Genomic DNA, 16,379 nt, shown 5'->3' with positions numbered 1-16,379 from the left:
CCGCCACCCCGACAGCTGAAACACCAGGCCAAGGGCCTGATCCTCTCTGAGGATCAGGCCCTTGCTGCATTTTCGGAGCTCGCTTGGGAGAACCTGGTCGGAGGTCCTCGGCATCTTCCGGTCGACCCGCCGTTTCCTCCGATGAGAACTGCCAGGCGTTGTGCGAGGAACGCACCGGGCACCTGAAGCCATCCGGTGACGGTCGGAACTCGGAGCGTTATCCACCGCGCCTCGCGGTAGTCCGGCTGCCCAGCTTGGACCTGGCCTCGGTGAGCGACTACGCAGACGCTCCGGAGCGCCTCATCGCGGAGGCGCCCCGGAGCGTCTTCCTCCTTAAGAGGCGGCCTGCTCGGGCGCCTTCGGCCGGTCGCCTTCCGGCATCGCGGCCCTCACCAGCTCCGCGGAGCGGATGGTGCGGGTGCCCCGCGAAACCCTCAGCCGCACCTGGGCGCCGGTCGCGATGCCCTGCGAGGCCGCCGGCAGCGCCCAGGCGGTGGTCAGGTCCGTGTTTCCCTCGTCCAGGGCCAGGAAACGGGCCGCCCCCTTGCCCTTGCGCGACTCCATCCGCAGCACCTCACCGGTGATCGTGTCGGGCTCACGGCGCTCCAGGCAGGCGAGTACCAGGAGGTACGTGGCCAGCGCGCCGAAGATCACGACGGCCGCCAACTCGCCGGACAGCGGCCCCTCGTGGGCCGCCGCGTCGGTGAACCAGTTGTCGCTGCTCCGCGCGAAGTTACCGGGCATCATCGCCAGGAACACCAGGAGCAGCGTCCAACGACTGATCTTGCCGGCCACCACGAGCCCGAGCAGCAGACTGCCCACCCAGCCCGCGCTCAGCACCAGGCCTGGCTGGCGCCACGAGCCGTCGCTGTGCGCCTCGACCGTGGCCGACCAGTCGGGCTGCCGCAGCACCGCGAAAGCGCAGAGGGCCGCCGCGACCACGCCCGCCGCGGTCGCCAGCTGCAGGAGCCGGCCCGCCGAGCCGCCGAAGCCGGGGCGCATTCGCGGGTAGCGGATCCGTACCGCGCGCCAGGTCCCTCCGTACGAGGACCAGACGCGTCGCCGGTCGCCGGAGTCGAAGCCGAGGAGCCGGCCGGTCAGGCTGGTGACGCCGAGCGCGGTCCCGTACGCGAGATAGCGGTCCCAGACCGTCACGGCTGCGGGCGGCAGCTGGGCGAAGTCCTCGTGCGCTGTGAGCCAGTTCCGCAGTCCGGCCCAGTGTCCGGCGCGCTCAAGGCCCTTCGGCGTCGCCCGCTCGCCCAGCGTCTTGCCGAGCAGGAAGACCAGTGCGACACCCGGGGCCGCACCGACAGCGAGCGCGGCGCGCAGGTTGTGCCCACCCATGACCGCGGCCACGGTGAACAGCGCACCGGGCACGAAGGCACCGATCAGCAGAGCACTGCCGAGCAACGGTGCGAACCGGTAGCGGGACAGGCCGCGCACCCGGGCGTCGGCAATGATCTCCTGGCGCAACTTCGCGTTCCAGGCGGCGGCACGCTTCTCCTCACGGAAGGCGATCGCCCCGATGGGCGCGCCGCCCTCCACCGTGCGGGCGGTGACACGGTCCAGTACCCGCTGCTCGTACGGCATCAGCCCGGGCGCCGCCCGGCCGGCCGCGGTGAGGTGAACGGTGCTGCGGACCGGGTCGTCGCCCGGCTGCCGCACCTCGACGAGCCCGCGGGCCGCGAGGTCCAGCAGGGTGGCCGCTGCGGCGTACTCCACGCCGCGCCAGCCGTTGCCGAGCAGGCTGACCACGGCCGGCGGTTCGGGGTCGGGGCCGAACTCCTGGGTCGCGGGACCCGGCCTGACCACGCCGTTCCGGGTGGCGACCAGCGCGAGCCCGAAGACGACGAGCCAGAGCACGATCAGGCCTGCGCCGCCCCAGTAGAGCTGTTCGATGTGCGTCACGCGAACCTCACCTGGACGACATCCTGCGCCACGGCTTCGGCCTCGAAGTACTCCCGCCGCCCGTGCGCGCCGCCCAGCCCCGCCACGACGTTCCCCGGGAAGCTCTCAAGGGCGGTGTGGTAGCTCTGCACTGCGCTGTTGTAGAACTGCCGCGCGTACGCGATCTTGTCCTCCGCCGACCTCAACTCGGCCTGCAACGTGCTGAAGTGCTGATCCGCCTTGAGCTCCGGATAGCTCTCCCCGAGCGCGAACAGCCTCCCCAGCGTCGCGGTGAGCGCGTCCTCGGCGGCCGCCTGGTCCGTCACGCCGAGCCCGCCGCTCGCCGCCGCCCCGCGCGCGGCCGTGACCGCTTCGAAGGTGCCGCGCTCGTGAGCGGCGTAGCCGCGCGCCCCCTCGACGAGATTCGGTATCAGCTCATGCCGCCGCTTCAACTGCACATCTATCTGCGCCCATGACGCCTGCGTCTGATTCCGCAGCCGAACGAGCCGGTTGTAGGTCCGTACGACCCACCACCCGGCCACGACTACGAATACCGCAACAATTGCACCCACAATGACACCCACGGCGTCGCCCCCAGAGGCCCTGAAAAGATCCGCCCCCCTGGCCGATCGACGTGATCATATTCGGTCACCCGTGATCGTGGCGCGGCGTCGGTCCGCCAACTGCCCGGGCCTCCGTCAACGTCCCGGGAGGGGCGTTTCGTGCGGTGCCGTGTCGCCGGTCGGCGCCCGCAGTGCGGTGCGCCCGTCGCGCCAGGAGGCGAGGAGGTGGGCGGCGAGGCGGTCCTCGAGATGTGCGGTCGCCTCGATGCCCAGCACGAGGTCCGGCGCGAGCTGGGGTTCGTCCTCCAGCAGCCCGGCGACCACTTCACGACGGACGACCTGTTCGTGGACCGCGTCGGCTTCCACGTGCTCGTCGTAGAACCGCTGAGCCGCCGGGCCGGCCCCTGCGCGGCGCAGGGCGTTGGCCATCCTTCGCGAGCCCGGGGAGGACGTCACCTCCACGGCGGTGAACTGCCCGACGAGCGCCCCGCGCAGGGACCGGTGGAGTCCGAACAGGGACATCAGGTTCACCGTGGCCAGGGCCTCGGCGGGGGCTGCGTCGAGGTAGGTCCCGTATGCCGTGTCCAGCCCGAGGTCCGCCATCAGGTCGGCGAACAGCTGCGCATGGATGTTCTCGGCCCGGCCGGCGCCGAACTCGTCGAACTCGATGGCCACCATGGCCGCCTTCGCCCGTCCCCTGAGCCGTGGCACGACCCACAGGTGCGGGTCCGCTTCCTTGAGGTGGTAGAGCGAGCGCAGCGCCGCGTACTCGCGCAACTGCCACAGCTCGCCCTCGCGCTGCAGGTAGTGGCTCACGCTGTGTCCGTCGTCCCCGACGGGTTCCACCAGCATCGCGTCCACTGCCCCCTGTACGTCGTCACCCCCTGAGGTGCCGTCGCGCAACGCCCGCAGGAACGTGGCCTCCGCCGCGGCGCGCACCCGCAACAGGTCCGGATTCCACTCCAGTTCCTCGTCCGTTCCCTCGAAGCCGCGGTAGTGGAGTTCGTAGAGGGCGTACAGAAGGAGCTGGAGATCGTCGCCGTAGGGGTCGGCCCGGTGGATCTCCTCGTCGGAGGGCAGGGCCGTCCGCCGGCCGCTCAGTACGGAAAGGAGACTCCCGGAGAGGACTCCCCGTGCATGCGGGAGGCCGGGAGACATGGCGGTGCGGCGGGGGGCTTCAGCCGTCGACGTGGTCACGATCCGCTGTCCTTCACTGTTGCGACGTCCATTCCATCGGTGCCGTTGGTGCCGTCGGTGGCATCAGTGCCGTCGGTGGCATCAGTGCCGTCGGTGGCATCGGTGCCACCGGTGCCGCCGGTGCTGTGCGCGGTGGTCCTCCCGGCTTCGCCGCTCCGCGCTCCGGCCGGCCGGTCGGCGTCGTCCTCCGCAGCGGAACCCGGCGCGGGTTCCCGGCGGCGGTGACTGGTGTCGCACCAGGGGTACGTGCGGCTGCGGCGACAGGTGCAGATCGCGACGACGAACCGGTCGGAGACCACTACCTCCCCGTCGGGAGTGGTCACTTCGACCGGCCCTTCCACAAGCATCGGGCCGTCGCGCTCCACCATTACTCGGCGCGGCTTCTCAGTCCTTCCGGGCACGGATCACCACCAGCTCCTCCCGGCTCATGTCCGCCGGTACCAGGCCGCGTTCACGCAGCCAGGACAACCGGCCACGCATCACCGGACCGAAAGGGAGGGTCATACGGTCGCTGATCGCAGCGTCCAGCCCGAGGCGACCGAGCCGGCGCACGGTCTCCTCGGGGCAGCTGAAACCCGAGTGGACCATCAGCATCAGCCCCCCGGGCCGGAGCGCGACGGGAGCGGCGTCACAGATCCGGTCGATGAGGATCCGGCCGTCGAGCCCGGCGTCCCAGGCCCGGCGCGCACCGCGTCGCGGCAGTGAGAGGCTCGGCGCAGGTACGTACGGCGGGTTGCTGACCAGCACGTCGAACGACCGGCCCGGCAGGGCCGACAGCAGATCGCCACGGTGTACGGAGACGGGCAGGCGCGCAAGGGCGGCGTTCAGCCTGGCCGATGCCACCGCCCGTCGGCTGATGTCCACCGCGGTCACCCGCGCCCCGAGCCTGGCGGCGTGCAGAGCCAGGACGCCACTGCCGGTGCAGAGGTCCAGCAGATCCACTCCTGGAGCGACGAGGTCACGCCGCATCGCGGATGCGAGGAAGGAGCTGTCGGCCTGCGGGCCGTACACGCCCGGAAGCCGCAGAACCTTGCCGTGCAGTGGCATCGCGCTGGTGCGCGTTGTTTCCTCAGTCGTGACCACGGCGCCTCCGTCGGATGGCTCGCGTTCTTCCAGATTCGCCCAGCCGGGACCGTACTGCCACTTCTGCATTGGCCTTCTGTTCCTTGGCGGCATGCCACCATCGCAGCGGCGTTGCCCTCATTTGTTCCGAAGTCGGCGTTGTGCACTTTTGCAGGTGAACTGAACCGCTGAGCTAGTACCCGGCCGCACCTGCCCCACACGTCACCCCCACGTCACCCCACCGAGGCGGGAAGCCACCTTGCGCGCCACATGGCGTCACTTGGCACCACCTGGCACACCAGGGGCGCCTGGTGGCGCGACCTGATGCCAGATGGCGCCACCCTTGTGCCACCCGGAGCCATTCCGCACCAGCCAGCACCCCTGAGCACGCATGGCGCCACGATCATTCGAGTTGGCGTCATCGAGTTTGCGCAGGTCAAATGGGTTGCGATAGCCACATGCCGCAGGGATGGCACCTCCAGGGTTGCATGCGGAGCCACTATGATGCCACTATGGCGTCATGGACCTCACCCCGTATGTCGACACCCTCCGCCGCGAACTCGCGGTGGCCGCCGAGGCCGGCGGCGACGAAGCCCGTGAGCTGGCAGACAGGCTCACCGCTCCGCTGGAGTCGGCGACCCGGCTGACCATGCTCAACGTGCTCTCCGCCGCGATGGACGAGATCACCCGCGAACTCGCCCCCGGCTCGGTCGACGTACGGCTGCGCGGGCTCGACCCCGACTTCGTGGTGACCCTGCCGCCCACCGTTGACGTCATCCCCGCCGAGCCCACCGCACCCCCGAACCACTCGGCGCCCCGGCCCCGGCAGAGAGCGACGAGGGCGGCACCGCCCGTGTCAACCTCCGCCTGCCGGCCCACCTCAAGGCCCGCGCCGAGGAGGCCGCGAGCCGCGAGGGACTGTCGGTCAACGCGTGGTTGGTGCGGGCCGTGTCGGCCTCGGTCGAGGGCGGCGCCCGGCCCCGTACGCCGGAGAAGACCCAGACCATCGGACAGAACTTCACGGGCTGGGTGCGCTGACCGCACCCTCGCCCGCACCCATCCACCCACACCACGTCCCACCAGCGGGGACGCCCCAGAGAGCCAAGAGGACGGGACAGCCATGCCTTCTTTCGACACTCCCGAACCGATCTCGGTCACCGCGCACGTGGAGGCCGGTTCCATCCAGTTCACCGCGGGCGAACGTCCCGACACCGTCGTCGAGGTGCGGCCCCGCGACCCGAAGAAGGACCAGGACGTACGGGCGGCCGACCAGACCGAGGTGACATACGCGAACGGCGCGCTGACCGTGAGGACACCCAAGCAGCGCTACCTCATCGGGCGGACCGGCACTGTGGACGTGACGGTCGAACTGCCCACCGGCTCGGGCGTCGACATGACCGGCGCCTGGGCCCAGGTGCTCGGCGAGGGCCGGCTCGGCGAGGTCCGGGTGAAGACCTCGTCCGGCGACGTCCGCCTCGACACGACCGGCCCGCTGAAGCTGACCGCGTCGCACGGCTCGATCACCGTGGACCGGGTCGAGGGCATGGCCGAGATCACCACCAGCTCCGGCAGCCTGCGCGTCGGCCTCGTCGACGGGCCCGCCACCCTCAAGAACTCGCACGGCACCACGACCGTCGGCGCCGCCACCGGCGAACTGCGGGTGAAGGGCGCCAACGGCGACATCGAGATCCGGCGCGCCGAGGACTCGATCACCGCCACCACCGCCCACGGCACCCTGCGCGTGGACGAAGTGGCCCGCGGAACCGTCCAGTTGGAGACCTCCTTCGGAGCCATCGACGTCGGCGTCCGCGAAGGCACCGCCGCCTGGCTCGACGTCAGCTCCGACCGCGGGCAGGTGCGCAACGCGCTCACCACGTCCGGGGCCCCGGAGGAGACCGAGGAAACCGTCAAGATCCGCGCCCGGACTCGCTGGGGCAACATCGACGTCCGCCGCGCCAAGCCCTGACCCCCAGAGCAAACCGGCCGCCCCCGGTCTGCCCCCGGGAAGCGGTCACGCTCGGCTCCGACCGCGGAAGCGGTCGGATCGCGCAGAGCCCTGGCCCCACAAGCGGTCACGCCGGGCCTGACCCGGGCCCCGAGAGCGGTCGCGCCGGGCCTGACCCCGGAAGCGGTCGGGTCGTTCAGGGCCCTGGCCCCGGTGCAACGGGGCGCCATGCTCTCCGACGCGGAGAGCCGGCGTCAGCCGACACCCTCACCCACACGTCCACCCACTTCAGCCCTCGATCGGGAGTGCCGCATGCCTTCGTCTGTCATGTCCACGTCTAGCAACGGCGATGCCCAGGTGCCGCCCGCCGCCGTCCTCGCAGTCGGCCTGCGCAAGTCCTACGGCGACAAGGTCGTCCTCGACGGGATCGACCTCCGCATCCCGGCCGGGTCCGTGTTCGCGCTGCTCGGTCCGAACGGCGCCGGCAAGACCACCGCCGTCAAGATCCTCTCCACACTCATCACCGCCGACGCCGGCTCCGGAAAGATCCACGTCGGCGGCCACGACCTCGCCACGGACCCACAGGCCGTACGGGCCGCGATCGGCGTCACCGGACAGTTCTCCGCCGTCGACGGACTGATCACCGGCGAGGAGAACATGCTCCTCATGGCCGACCTCCACCACCTCACCCGCAACGAAGGCCGCCGCATCGCCGCCGAGCTGCTGGAACGCTTCGACCTCACCGACGCCGCGAAGAAACCCGCCTCCACCTACTCCGGCGGCATGAAACGCCGCCTCGACATCGCCATGACCCTCGTCGGCAACCCCAGAATCATCTTCCTCGACGAACCCACCACCGGTCTCGACCCCCGCTCCCGCCACAACATGTGGAAGATCATCCGCGAACTCGTCGCCACCGGCGTCACCGTCCTCCTCACCACCCAATACCTCGAAGAAGCCGACCAACTCGCCGACCGCATCGCCGTACTCAACAACGGCAAGATCGCCGCAGAAGGCACCGCCGACGAACTCAAGCGCATCGTCCCCGGCGGACACGTACGACTCCGCTTCACCGACCCCACCGCCTACCGCAACGCCGCAAACACCCTCACCGACGCCACCCCCGACGACGAAGCACTCTCACTCCAAATCCTCAGCGACGGCAGCCAGCGCGAACTGCGCTCCCTCCTCGACTGGCTCGACTCCGCAGGCATCGAGGCCGACGAACTCACCGTCCACACACCCGACCTCGACGACGTGTTCTTCGCCCTGACCAGTGACACCACCGTCCCGAACCAGTCCCAGGAGACAGTCCGATGAGCGTTCTCTCCCTCGCCGCCCGCGACTCCTCCACGATGCTGCGCCGCAATCTCCTGCACGCGCGCCGCTATCCGTCCATGACCCTGAACCTGCTGCTCACCCCGATCATGCTGCTGCTGCTCTTCGTCTACCTCTTCGGCGACGTGATGAGCGCGGGCATCGGTGGCGGCGGCGCGGATCGTTCCGAGTACATCGCCTACATCGTCCCGGGCATCCTGCTGATGACCATCGGCGGCACCGCGGTCGGCACCGCGGTGTCCGTCTCCAACGACATGACCGAGGGCATCATCGCCCGCTTCCGCACCATGGCCATCCACCGCGGTTCCGTGCTCGTCGGCCACGTCATCGGCAGCGTCCTCCAGGCCGTCGCCAGCGTCGTCCTGGTCGGGGCAGTGGGCGTGGCCATCGGCTTCCGCTCCACCGACGCCACCGTCCTGGAATGGCTCGCGGCCTTCGGGCTCCTCGTCCTCTTCGCCCTGGCGCTCACCTGGATCGCCGTCGGCATGGGCCTCATCAGCCCCAACGCCGAAGCCGCCAGCAACAACGCCCTGCCCCTCATCCTGCTGCCGCTCTTCTCCAGCGCCTTCACCCCGGTGGACACGATGCCCGGCTGGTTCCAGCCGATCGCCGAGTACCAGCCCTTCACCCCCGCCATCGAAACGCTGCGCGGCCTGCTCCTCGGCACCGAGATCGGCAACAACGGATGGCTCGCCATCGCCTGGTGCCTCGCCCTCACCGTCCTCGGATACCTCTGGTCGACCGCCAAGTTCAACAACGACCCGAAGTAACCGACATGACCACGCGGGCCACCGACCCGCAACCCGTCCCACCCCAGGGCGGCGCACCCCGGCACCGCCGGAGTACGCCGCCCTTCGGAGTACGCCGCGCTGCCGCATCCCGTTGCCGTCTTCATCCCGTCGCCGACTTCACCTGTCGCCGTATTCATCTGTCGCCGTATTCATCTGTCGCCGTATTCGCCGACCCGATGGGGCAGGGCGGCCTCAGGCGTCGGCTCCGCCGAAGCGGGCGCGGCAGGACTCCAGGTCCTCCTCGGTGATCTTCGCGAAGAGCACCGGGGGCACGGTGAAGGCTGTCCCGGCCGGCACGGCATCCAGCGACCTGGCCTGTTCCGCGCTCACCCACGTCGCGGTGTCGCCCTCCAGAGCGAAGGCACCGCGCATGGCGGCGGCCGAGGCCGGGATGAACGGCTCGGAGACGATCGCGTAGAGGTGGATGAGGTTCATCGCCGTGCGCAGCGTCAGGGCCGCGCCCTCGGGGTCGGTCTTGATCTCCAGCCAGGGGCCTTCTCCTCCAGGTAGGAGTTGCCCGCCGACCACAGGGCGCGCAGCGCGGCACCGGCCTTGCGGTACTGGAGGGCGTCCATGTGCTGCTCGTACTCGGCCAGCAGCCGCGCGGTCTCCTCGCCGAGCTTCGCCTCTGCCTCGCCGGCCGCCGTGCCCGCGGGGACGGTCTCCCCGAACCGCTTGCGGGAGAAGGACAGCACGCGGTTGACGAAGTTGCCGAGGGTGTCGGCCAGGTCCTTGTTGACCGTGGTGGCGAAGTGCTCCCAGGTGAAGGACGAGTCGTCGGACTCGGGGGCGTTGGCGATCAGGAAGTAGCGCCAGTAGTCGGCCGGCAGCGTCTCCAGCGCGGCGTCGGTGAAGATGCCCCGCTTCTGGGAGGTGGAGAACTTTCCGCCGTAGTACGTGAGCCAGTTGAAGCCCTTGACGACATCGACCTTCTTCCACGGTTCGCGGACACCGAGCTCCGTGGCCGGGAACATCACCGTGTGGAACGGGACGTTGTCCTTGGCCATGAACTGGGTGTAGCGGACGGTCTCGTCGGCCTCGTACCACCACGACTTCCAGTCGCGCCGCTCGCCGTCCGGGGCCGCGTCCGACCACTCCTTCGTCGCACCGATGTACTCGATCGGGGCGTCGAACCAGACGTAGAAGACCTTGCCCTCGGCCGCGAGTTCCGGCCAGGTGTCGGCCGGGACCGGGACGCCCCAGTCGAGGTCGCGGGTGATGGCACGGTCGTGCAGGCCCTCGGTCAGCCACTTGCGGGCGATGGACGAGGACAGCTGCGGCCAGCCGTCCTCGTTCCGGGCCACCCACGCCTCGACCTCGTGCTGGAGCTTCGACTGGAGCAGGAACAGGTGCTTGGTCTCGCGGACCTCCAGCTCCGTGGAGCCGCTGATCGCCGAGCGCGGGTTCAGCAGGTCGGTCGGGTCGAGTACGCGGGTGCAGTTCTCGCACTGGTCACCGCGGGCCTTGTCGTAGCCGCAGTGCGGGCAGGTGCCCTCGACGTACCGGTCCGGCAGGAAACGGCCGTCGACCGGCGAGTACACCTGGCGGATCGCCCGCTCCTCGATGAACCCGTTCTCCCGCAGTTTCCGCGCGAAGTGCTGCGTGATCTCGACGTTCTGCTGCGAGGAGCTGCGCCCGAAGTGGTCGAAGGCCAGCTGGAAACCGTCGTACACGGCCTTCTGCGCGTCGTGGGCCTGCGCGCAGAACTCCGCCACCGGCAGTCCGGCCGCCTTGGCGGCCAGTTCGGCCGGTGTCCCGTGCTCGTCGGTGGCGCAGATGTAGAGGACGTCGTGGCCGCGCTGGCGGAGGTACCGGGAGTACACGTCCGCCGGAAGCATCGACCCGACCATGTTGCCCAGGTGCTTGATCCCGTTGATGTAGGGAAGCGCGCTGGTTACCAGGTGTCGAGCCATCCTTGGATGCTCCATTTCGTACGGCGCCGGTGACGGGCGGATCTGTGAGCCACCGCAATCGTATGGCGCCGGTGTGCCACCCCGGCGAGCCGTTTTCCGTCTTCCGGGGGAGGGCGGCCGGCACGCGCCGCGAGGGCGTGCGGGGGGGGTGTGGTCGCCGGGAGGTGGCGTGAGCCCGTGCGGGGGGGTGGCGCCCGCCGGCACGCGCCGCGAGGGCGTGCGGGGGGGGGTGTGGTCGCCGGGAGGTGCCCGCCGAACCGGCGTGGTGTCTCAGCCGCCGGCGGCGAGGCGGTCCAGCCACTCCCTCATCAGGTGCTGTTCCGCGCCGCTGAGCGTCGTCTGTTCGGGCAGCGCGGCGCGCAGGGCACGGGCGGCGCCGGCCGGGCCCGTTTCCTGCACGGCGGGCTCCTGGTTGGTCACGGCGGAGACCATGGCCTCCCGCATGGTGGTCAGCAGCGCCGGGTCGCGCCGGTCCTCGGGCAGGGTCAGCCAGGTGAGCACCGCGCCGCGCGCCGTGGCATGGATGAGCGCGGCCGCCAGCTCCTCGTCCACGCGGAGCCAGCCACCGGCGGCGAGGCGGCGCATGCGGCCCATCAGGACCTCCATGCCTGCCTTGAAAGCGGCCGACGAGGCCCTCGTGGGCTCGCTGTACATCAGCGCGTACAGCGCGGGATTGGCCAGACCGAACTCGACCGCGAGATCCCAGCCGTCCCGCAGGTCCTCGATGGGGTCCTTCGGGTCCGGGTCGATGTGCTTGGTCGCGAGAAACCTGGCGAAGCCGTACTCGGCCACCGCGTCGAGCAGCCCGCTCTTGTCGCCGAACAGCCGGTAGATGGCCGGCGGCTGCATCCCTGCCGCGACCGCGACCGCGCGGGTGGTGACCGCGTCGCGCCCCTCGCGCACCAGCAGATCGATGGCGGCCTCGATGACCCGTTGACGGGGCTGCTCGCGCCCGGTCGCTGCGGCGGCGGTGTCGGTTTCGACGGCGGAGACGTCGCCGGAACCGCGTGAACGTGGAGACATGTATCGATGGTACCGCGCCGCCGATACCGACGTTAGTACCAGTGTTACGCTGAATTTGATTCCACTGGAACCAATCGTTGGAGCACATCATGATCATCGTGACCGGAGCCACCGGACAGCTCGGCCGTCAGGTCGTCGAGCGGCTGCTGACCCGCGTGCCGGCGGAGCGGATCGGCGTCAGCGTCCGCGACCCGCAGAAGGCGAAGGCCCTCGCCGACCAGGGCGTACGGGTGCGGCAGGGCAGCTTCACCGACGCCGACAGCCTCGCCCACGCCTTCGAGGGCGCCTCCCAGGTGCTCATCGTCTCCGTCGACAAGATGGGCGAGGAGTGCGTGCGGCAGCACCGAGCCGCGATCGACGGGGCCGTCGCGGCGGGTGCCCGGCGCATCCTCTACACCAGCCAGATGGGCGCCGCCGCCTCGTCGCACTTCCAGGCCTGCCGCGACCACGCCGCCACCGAGGAAGCGCTGCGCGCCACCGGCGTGCCCTTCACCTCGCTGCGCAACGGTTTCTACGCCGCCAGCGGACTGCAGTTCGCCGGTCACGGTCTGGAGTCCGGCCAGGTCGTGCTCCCCGCGGACGGTCCGGTCAGCTGGACCACGCACGCGGACCTCGCCGAAGCCGCCGCCGCCGTCCTGGCCGACGAGGGCTGCTTCGACGGCCCCACGCCGCCGCTCACCGCGTCGCAGGCGCTCACCTTCGACGACATCGCCGGCCTCGCCGCCGACGTCACGGGCCGCACGATCACGAGGGTCACCGCATCCGACGCCCAGTTCCGCGAGCAGTTGGTGGGCAACGGCGTCCCCGCCGAGGCGGCGGACCAGCTGCTCGGCATCTTCGCAGCAGCCCGCGCCGGCGAGTTCGCCACCGTCGACCCGACACTGGCCACCCTCATCGGCCGCGAACCCACCTCGCTGGACACGGTCCTGCGCGAGCAGCTCACCGGCAACCGCGAACAGCCGGCCGGCACCGAGGGACGCTGACCGGTCGCACGCTCCGGGCAGCCGAGCGCTCCGGGCAGCCGTGCGCGAAGTCCGGAACGGAGGCCGCGCGCCGACGCGTCCGGGCCGCAGGGCCTCCGCGCCCCCGCACCCCCCGGACTTCCGGGCCTCCGGGCCCCGCCCCCGGCCCCGGCCCCCGGCCACTACCCACGCATCACACGGCCCGGTCCAGGAGGTCCCCGATCGCGAGCAGAACGGCGTCCTGGCGCTCCTCGTGGAGCCAGCCGTGTCCGGCGTCGCCGACGATCCGCTGTTCGCCACCGGGCAGCGAGGACGCCAGTTGTGCGTGCAGCGCGGACTTGGCCTCGTTGATCGCACGCAGCACCCCGTCGGACCACAGATGCGCCTGGGTGTCGTCGTGCCCCAGGGCGGTGAGCACGATGAGTGGCACCTCGGGCAGGCCCCCGCCGGCGCGCAGTTCGCCGGCGACCTCGTCGTAGAGGTTGCGGTCCTCGCGCAGCCCGGCCCGCCACGCGGTCCTGAGGTGGTGTTCGATGAGCGGCTCCCGCACCGGTTCGGGCCACTTGGCGAAGAGGGGTGCGGCCTGGGTGCGCGCCTGCTCGAACTGTTCGTCCGTCAGGTCCGGCGGCTCCTGGCCGTGCGACTGCGCCAGCCTGTCCCGCGCCTCCTGGGGAACACGGCCGTGGAGGTCCTCATGGAAGGGGTCCAACAGCAGGAGGGCGGCCACTTCACCCGGGAACCGCTGCGCGAAATGGCGTGCGTAGGCGCCGCCGAGCGAGTGGCCGACCAGTACGTACGGGCCGGGCACGTCGGCGGCGCGCAGCAGGTCGTGCAGTTCACCGCCCACCTCGGCGGCCGTGCGGGGCAGTTCGGCCCGCTGGCTCCAGCCGGTGCCGGCGCGGTCGTAGAGCACGCTGGTGGTCAGCTCCGCGACCTTGGCGTGGACGTTCAGGTAGTCCAGCCCGACCTGCCCGGCCCCCGGCAGGAACACCACCGCCGGGCCCCCGGTCCCGGAGCGGTGCAGCATCAGCCGCCGGCCGCCGGCGTCGTACAGGCGCCCCAGCGGTGGCTCGGGGAGGGTGGTCCCGGGCTCGCGGGAGGGCAGTGAGTGCGAGGGCAGTGAGTGCGGCATGACCAGGTGACCCCATTCTCGACGTTCTCAAGTTTGAGAAAGGTATCGAGGATGAGAATCTGTGTCCATGGACACCGTTGATCTGCTTCTGCACCCGGTACGGATGCGCGTCGTGCACGCCATGCACGACGGGCGGACACGAACCACCACCGAGCTCTGCGCGCTGCTCCCCGACGTCTCGAAGGCCACCGTCTACCGGCACGTCGGCCTGCTGGCGGACGGTGGCCTGCTGAGCGTGGAGGGCGAACAGCGGGTGCGGGGTTCGGTCGAGCGTCGCTACCGGCTGCACCGCGACCGGGCGGTGATCGACGCCGCGACGGCCGCGTCCCTGTCGCCGGAGGACTACCGCCGGGCCTTCGCCGTGGCCATGGCCACGCTCCTGGCCGAGTTCAGCGCCTACCTCGACCGCGACGGATCCGACCCGGTCGCCGACGCGGTGGGCTTCCGCCAGCACGCGCTCTGGCTCAGCCCGGACGAACTCACCGAGATGATCGGCGAGATGCGTGAGGTCATCACTGCCCGGATGGCGCTGGGCCCCGCGCCGGAACGCACCCGCCACCTGCTGAGCCCCATCCTCTTCCCCGCCGAGACGCAGCCCCCGCGCGACGCCTGACGGCGGCCGGGACGGGGCGGGTCAGCCCGCGAGATCGGCGACCTCGGGGCCACCAAGCCGAAGAGGTCGGCGACGGTGGTCAGGGCCGCGGTCTGGAGGGTGGCGGCGGGCAGGGTGCCGCCGTCGGGGGCGGGCAGGGCGCGGGTGGCGGTGGCCTCGGCCACCACCGTGGGCCGGTAGCCGTGATTGAAGGCGCCCTGGGCGGTGAAGGTGACGCACATGTGGGTCATGAACCCGGCCAGCACCAGGTCAGGCCCGGCGCCCCGCTCGCGCAGGAGCTTCTCCAACTCCGTGTCGTGGAAGGCGTCGGGGAACTGCTTGACGACGACCGGCTCGCCTTCGGCCGGGGCCACTTCGGGGCTGATGGCACCGATCTGCGCGCGGATGTCGTACGGGGTTCCCTCGCCGCCGTCGTTGACGATGTGGATGACCGGCGCACCCGCCTCGCGGGCCGCCGCCAGCAGCCGCGCCCCGGCGGCCAGCGCGGGCTCGGCGCCTTCCAGGGCCATCACGCCGGTGCGGTAGGTGTTCTGGAAGTCGATCATGATCAGGGTGGTCGCAGCGAGACGGGGCAGCGTGTTGTCGAGACCGATGACAGCGCGCAGGGGGGTGGAGGCGTTCATGACTGAAGGGTCCTTTCGGAGAGAGGGACTTTGGACTAACGGGAGCCGGACCGAAGTGAGCCGGACCTGCGGACAGTCGGACCGTAGAGAGGGACCGGACCGGAGACGAGGGCGGACCAAAAACGGCCGAAGTACCGGCCTCGGGAACTGATTCGGGTGTGACGAGGCCACCGGCGCGCGGGCTCACGCGCCGGAGGTAAAAGAGGGACCGGAGGACGAAGAGGGAAGCGAAAGGCTCAGGCGGTGGTGCGGAAACGGCGGCGGTAGGCGGCCGGGGTGGTGCTGATCTGCTTCCGGAACGCCCGGTGCAGGGTCTCCACCGAGCCCAGGCCCGCAGCGGCCGCGACCCGTTCCAGCGGATCGTCGGTGGCCTCCAGCAGGCGGCGCGCCGCCTCGACCCTGGCGGCTTCCACGTACGCGGCCGGACTGGTGCCGGTCTCCTGGTGGAAGACGCGGGCGAAGTGACGCTCACTCAGGGACATGCGCTGCGCCAGCGCGGACGCCGAGAGGTCGGAGTCCAGGTGCCCGGTGATGAACACCCGCAGCTCGTCGATGTCCCGACGCGTCGCGGCCGGCCGGCTCAGCGGGACGCTGAACTGGCTCTGGCCGCCCTGCCTCTTGAGGTACATCACCAACTGCCGGGCCACCACCAGTGCCAGCTCCTCGCTGTGGTCCTCAGCCACCAGCGCGAGGGCCAGGTCCATGCAGGTACTGATGCCCGCACCCGTCCACACCTTGCCGGAACGCACGAAGATCGGGTCCGGGTCGACCCGCACCTCGGGGTGGTCGGCCGCCAGCTGCGCCGCGGTCGACCAGTGGGTGGTGGCCCGCCGCCCGTCCAGAAGCCCCGCCGCGGCCAGCACGTGCGCGCCCACGCACACCGACGCGATGCGACGCGCGTGCGGAGCCGTGGCCCGTACCCACGCCACCACCTCGTCGTCGACACGCGCCACCGGACCTTCCGGGCGCATGTCGACGGCGCCGGGAACCAGCAGCGTGTCCACGGCGGCCCCCACCTCGTCGAACGCCAGGTCCGCCATGAGGCGCACCCCGGCCGAAGTGAGCACCGGCCTCCTTTCGGGACCGGCCAGCCTGACCTCGTACCCCGCACCACCGCCGGTCTCCCGGTTGGCCAGGGCGAACACCTCGGCCGGACCGGTGACGTCGAGCAGGTCGACGTCGGCGAAGACCGCGATCACCACGCGGCAGGTGCTGGAGGACATGCGTCCATCGTCACCGCCGGGCGGCATGACTGCAATGACGGCTATCTGTCACATCCGGACATCGCCCGTCGGCGCCACGGACGCCGCCACGGCCCCCCGGCGCCGCC

General features: G+C 70.9%; 12 protein-coding genes and 4 pseudogenes. 6 read left to right on the top strand and 10 right to left on the bottom strand.

Annotated elements, in window-relative coordinates; all coding sequences use genetic code 11:
• Positions 1-333: 333 nt before the first annotated feature.
• The 5 genes and pseudogenes from LNW71_RS16690 to LNW71_RS16670 all read right to left on the bottom strand — a co-directional run bounded on the left by LNW71_RS16690 (position 334) and on the right by LNW71_RS16670 (position 4,694).
• Positions 334-1,908, bottom strand: coding sequence for a DUF2207 domain-containing protein (locus LNW71_RS16690; protein WP_250968947.1), 1,575 nt, complete (start codon positions 1,906-1,908; stop codon positions 334-336).
• Entirely contained in the window at positions 1,905-2,459 is a 555-nt protein-coding gene (locus LNW71_RS16685) for a LemA family protein (RefSeq protein WP_250968946.1), read from the bottom strand. Before LNW71_RS16685 ends, LNW71_RS16690 begins: the two co-directional genes overlap by 4 nt.
• Before the next feature lie 126 nt (positions 2,460-2,585).
• A complete protein-coding gene (locus LNW71_RS16680; protein WP_250972040.1) occupies positions 2,586-3,608 on the bottom strand; it encodes an iron-containing redox enzyme family protein in 1,023 nt (340 codons plus the stop codon).
• Between the two features lie 251 nt (positions 3,609-3,859).
• Positions 3,860-4,015: pseudogene (locus tag LNW71_RS16675) on the bottom strand (CDGSH iron-sulfur domain-containing protein); the annotation flags it as partial.
• Positions 4,016-4,031: 16 nt separating this feature from the next.
• Complete coding sequence (locus LNW71_RS16670) at positions 4,032-4,694, bottom strand: HemK2/MTQ2 family protein methyltransferase (protein WP_250972039.1); 663 nt, start codon at positions 4,692-4,694, stop codon at positions 4,032-4,034.
• Between the two features lie 535 nt (positions 4,695-5,229).
• On the opposite strand from LNW71_RS16670, the pseudogene LNW71_RS16665 reads away from it, so the two are divergent.
• The 4 genes and pseudogenes from LNW71_RS16665 (at position 5,230) to LNW71_RS16650 (ending at position 8,762) form a co-directional block, all read left to right on the top strand.
• Positions 5,230-5,747, top strand: a pseudogene (locus tag LNW71_RS16665) (toxin-antitoxin system HicB family antitoxin).
• A gap of 82 nt (positions 5,748-5,829) precedes the next feature.
• Positions 5,830-6,675, top strand: coding sequence for a DUF4097 family beta strand repeat-containing protein (locus tag LNW71_RS16660; RefSeq protein ID WP_250968945.1), 846 nt, complete (start codon positions 5,830-5,832; stop codon positions 6,673-6,675).
• 291 nt (positions 6,676-6,966) lie between these two features.
• Positions 6,967-7,974, top strand: a complete 1,008-nt coding sequence (locus LNW71_RS16655) for an ATP-binding cassette domain-containing protein (RefSeq protein ID WP_250968944.1) — start codon at positions 6,967-6,969, stop codon at positions 7,972-7,974.
• The gene (locus tag LNW71_RS16650; RefSeq protein WP_250968943.1) at positions 7,971-8,762 is read left to right on the top strand and encodes an ABC transporter permease; all 792 of its coding nucleotides are present in this window, start codon (positions 7,971-7,973) and stop codon (positions 8,760-8,762) included. Before LNW71_RS16655 ends, LNW71_RS16650 begins: the two co-directional genes overlap by 4 nt.
• A gap of 213 nt (positions 8,763-8,975) precedes the next feature.
• Here LNW71_RS16650 and metG read toward each other — a convergent pair.
• Positions 8,976-10,696, bottom strand: a pseudogene (gene metG / locus LNW71_RS16645) (methionine--tRNA ligase).
• Positions 10,697-10,966: 270 nt separating this feature from the next.
• Positions 10,967-11,719 (bottom strand): TetR/AcrR family transcriptional regulator, encoded by a 753-nt coding sequence (locus tag LNW71_RS16640; RefSeq protein WP_250968942.1) that lies wholly within the window; start codon positions 11,717-11,719, stop codon positions 10,967-10,969.
• Positions 11,720-11,808: 89 nt separating this feature from the next.
• Here LNW71_RS16640 and LNW71_RS16635 point away from each other — a divergent pair, with 89 nt between their 5' ends.
• Entirely contained in the window at positions 11,809-12,702 is an 894-nt protein-coding gene (locus LNW71_RS16635; RefSeq protein WP_250968941.1) for an SDR family oxidoreductase, read from the top strand.
• A gap of 172 nt (positions 12,703-12,874) precedes the next feature.
• Here LNW71_RS16635 and LNW71_RS16630 read toward each other — a convergent pair whose 3' ends face one another.
• Positions 12,875-13,813: an alpha/beta fold hydrolase gene (locus LNW71_RS16630; protein WP_250968940.1), complete on the bottom strand. Its 939-nt coding sequence runs from the start codon at positions 13,811-13,813 to the stop codon at positions 12,875-12,877.
• 67 nt (positions 13,814-13,880) lie between these two features.
• On the opposite strand from LNW71_RS16630, the gene LNW71_RS16625 reads away from it, so the two are divergent.
• Positions 13,881-14,426: a helix-turn-helix domain-containing protein gene (locus LNW71_RS16625; RefSeq protein WP_250968939.1), complete on the top strand. Its 546-nt coding sequence runs from the start codon at positions 13,881-13,883 to the stop codon at positions 14,424-14,426.
• Positions 14,427-14,470: 44 nt separating this feature from the next.
• Here the strand turns inward: LNW71_RS16625 and LNW71_RS16620 are convergent.
• Together LNW71_RS16620 and LNW71_RS16615 are read right to left on the bottom strand one after the other, a co-directional pair.
• Positions 14,471-15,049: pseudogene (locus LNW71_RS16620) on the bottom strand (isochorismatase family protein); the annotation flags it as partial.
• Positions 15,050-15,285: 236 nt separating this feature from the next.
• On the bottom strand, positions 15,286-16,272 hold the full coding sequence (locus tag LNW71_RS16615; protein WP_250968938.1) for a GlxA family transcriptional regulator: 987 nt from the start codon (positions 16,270-16,272) through the stop codon (positions 15,286-15,288).
• Positions 16,273-16,379 lie beyond the last annotated feature (107 nt).

This window comes from Streptomyces sp. RKAG290, assembly GCF_023701695.1.
In the GTDB taxonomy this organism is placed as follows: domain Bacteria; phylum Actinomycetota; class Actinomycetes; order Streptomycetales; family Streptomycetaceae; genus Streptomyces.
Note: the sequence above shows the minus strand (reverse complement) of the source record. Positions and strands in the feature narration are given on the sequence as shown.

Bases quoted from the DNA above. Each gene is read 5' to 3' on its own strand.
- LNW71_RS16680 (WP_250972040.1), bottom strand. From the start codon at position 3,608: ATGTCTCCCGGCCTCCCGCATGCACGGGGAGTCCTCTCCGGGAGTCTC.
- LNW71_RS16670 (WP_250972039.1), bottom strand. From the start codon at position 4,694: ATGCCACTGCACGGCAAGGTTCTGCGGCTTCCGGGCGTGTACGGCCCG.
- LNW71_RS16660 (WP_250968945.1), top strand. From the start codon at position 5,830: ATGCCTTCTTTCGACACTCCCGAACCGATCTCGGTCACCGCGCACGTG.
- LNW71_RS16655 (WP_250968944.1), top strand. From the start codon at position 6,967: ATGCCTTCGTCTGTCATGTCCACGTCTAGCAACGGCGATGCCCAGGTG.
- LNW71_RS16650 (WP_250968943.1), top strand. From the start codon at position 7,971: ATGAGCGTTCTCTCCCTCGCCGCCCGCGACTCCTCCACGATGCTGCGC.
- LNW71_RS16640 (WP_250968942.1), bottom strand. From the start codon at position 11,719: ATGTCTCCACGTTCACGCGGTTCCGGCGACGTCTCCGCCGTCGAAACC.
- LNW71_RS16635 (WP_250968941.1), top strand. From the start codon at position 11,809: ATGATCATCGTGACCGGAGCCACCGGACAGCTCGGCCGTCAGGTCGTC.
- LNW71_RS16630 (WP_250968940.1), bottom strand. From the start codon at position 13,813: ATGCCGCACTCACTGCCCTCGCACTCACTGCCCTCCCGCGAGCCCGGG.
- LNW71_RS16625 (WP_250968939.1), top strand. From the start codon at position 13,881: ATGGACACCGTTGATCTGCTTCTGCACCCGGTACGGATGCGCGTCGTG.
- LNW71_RS16615 (WP_250968938.1), bottom strand. From the start codon at position 16,272: ATGTCCTCCAGCACCTGCCGCGTGGTGATCGCGGTCTTCGCCGACGTC.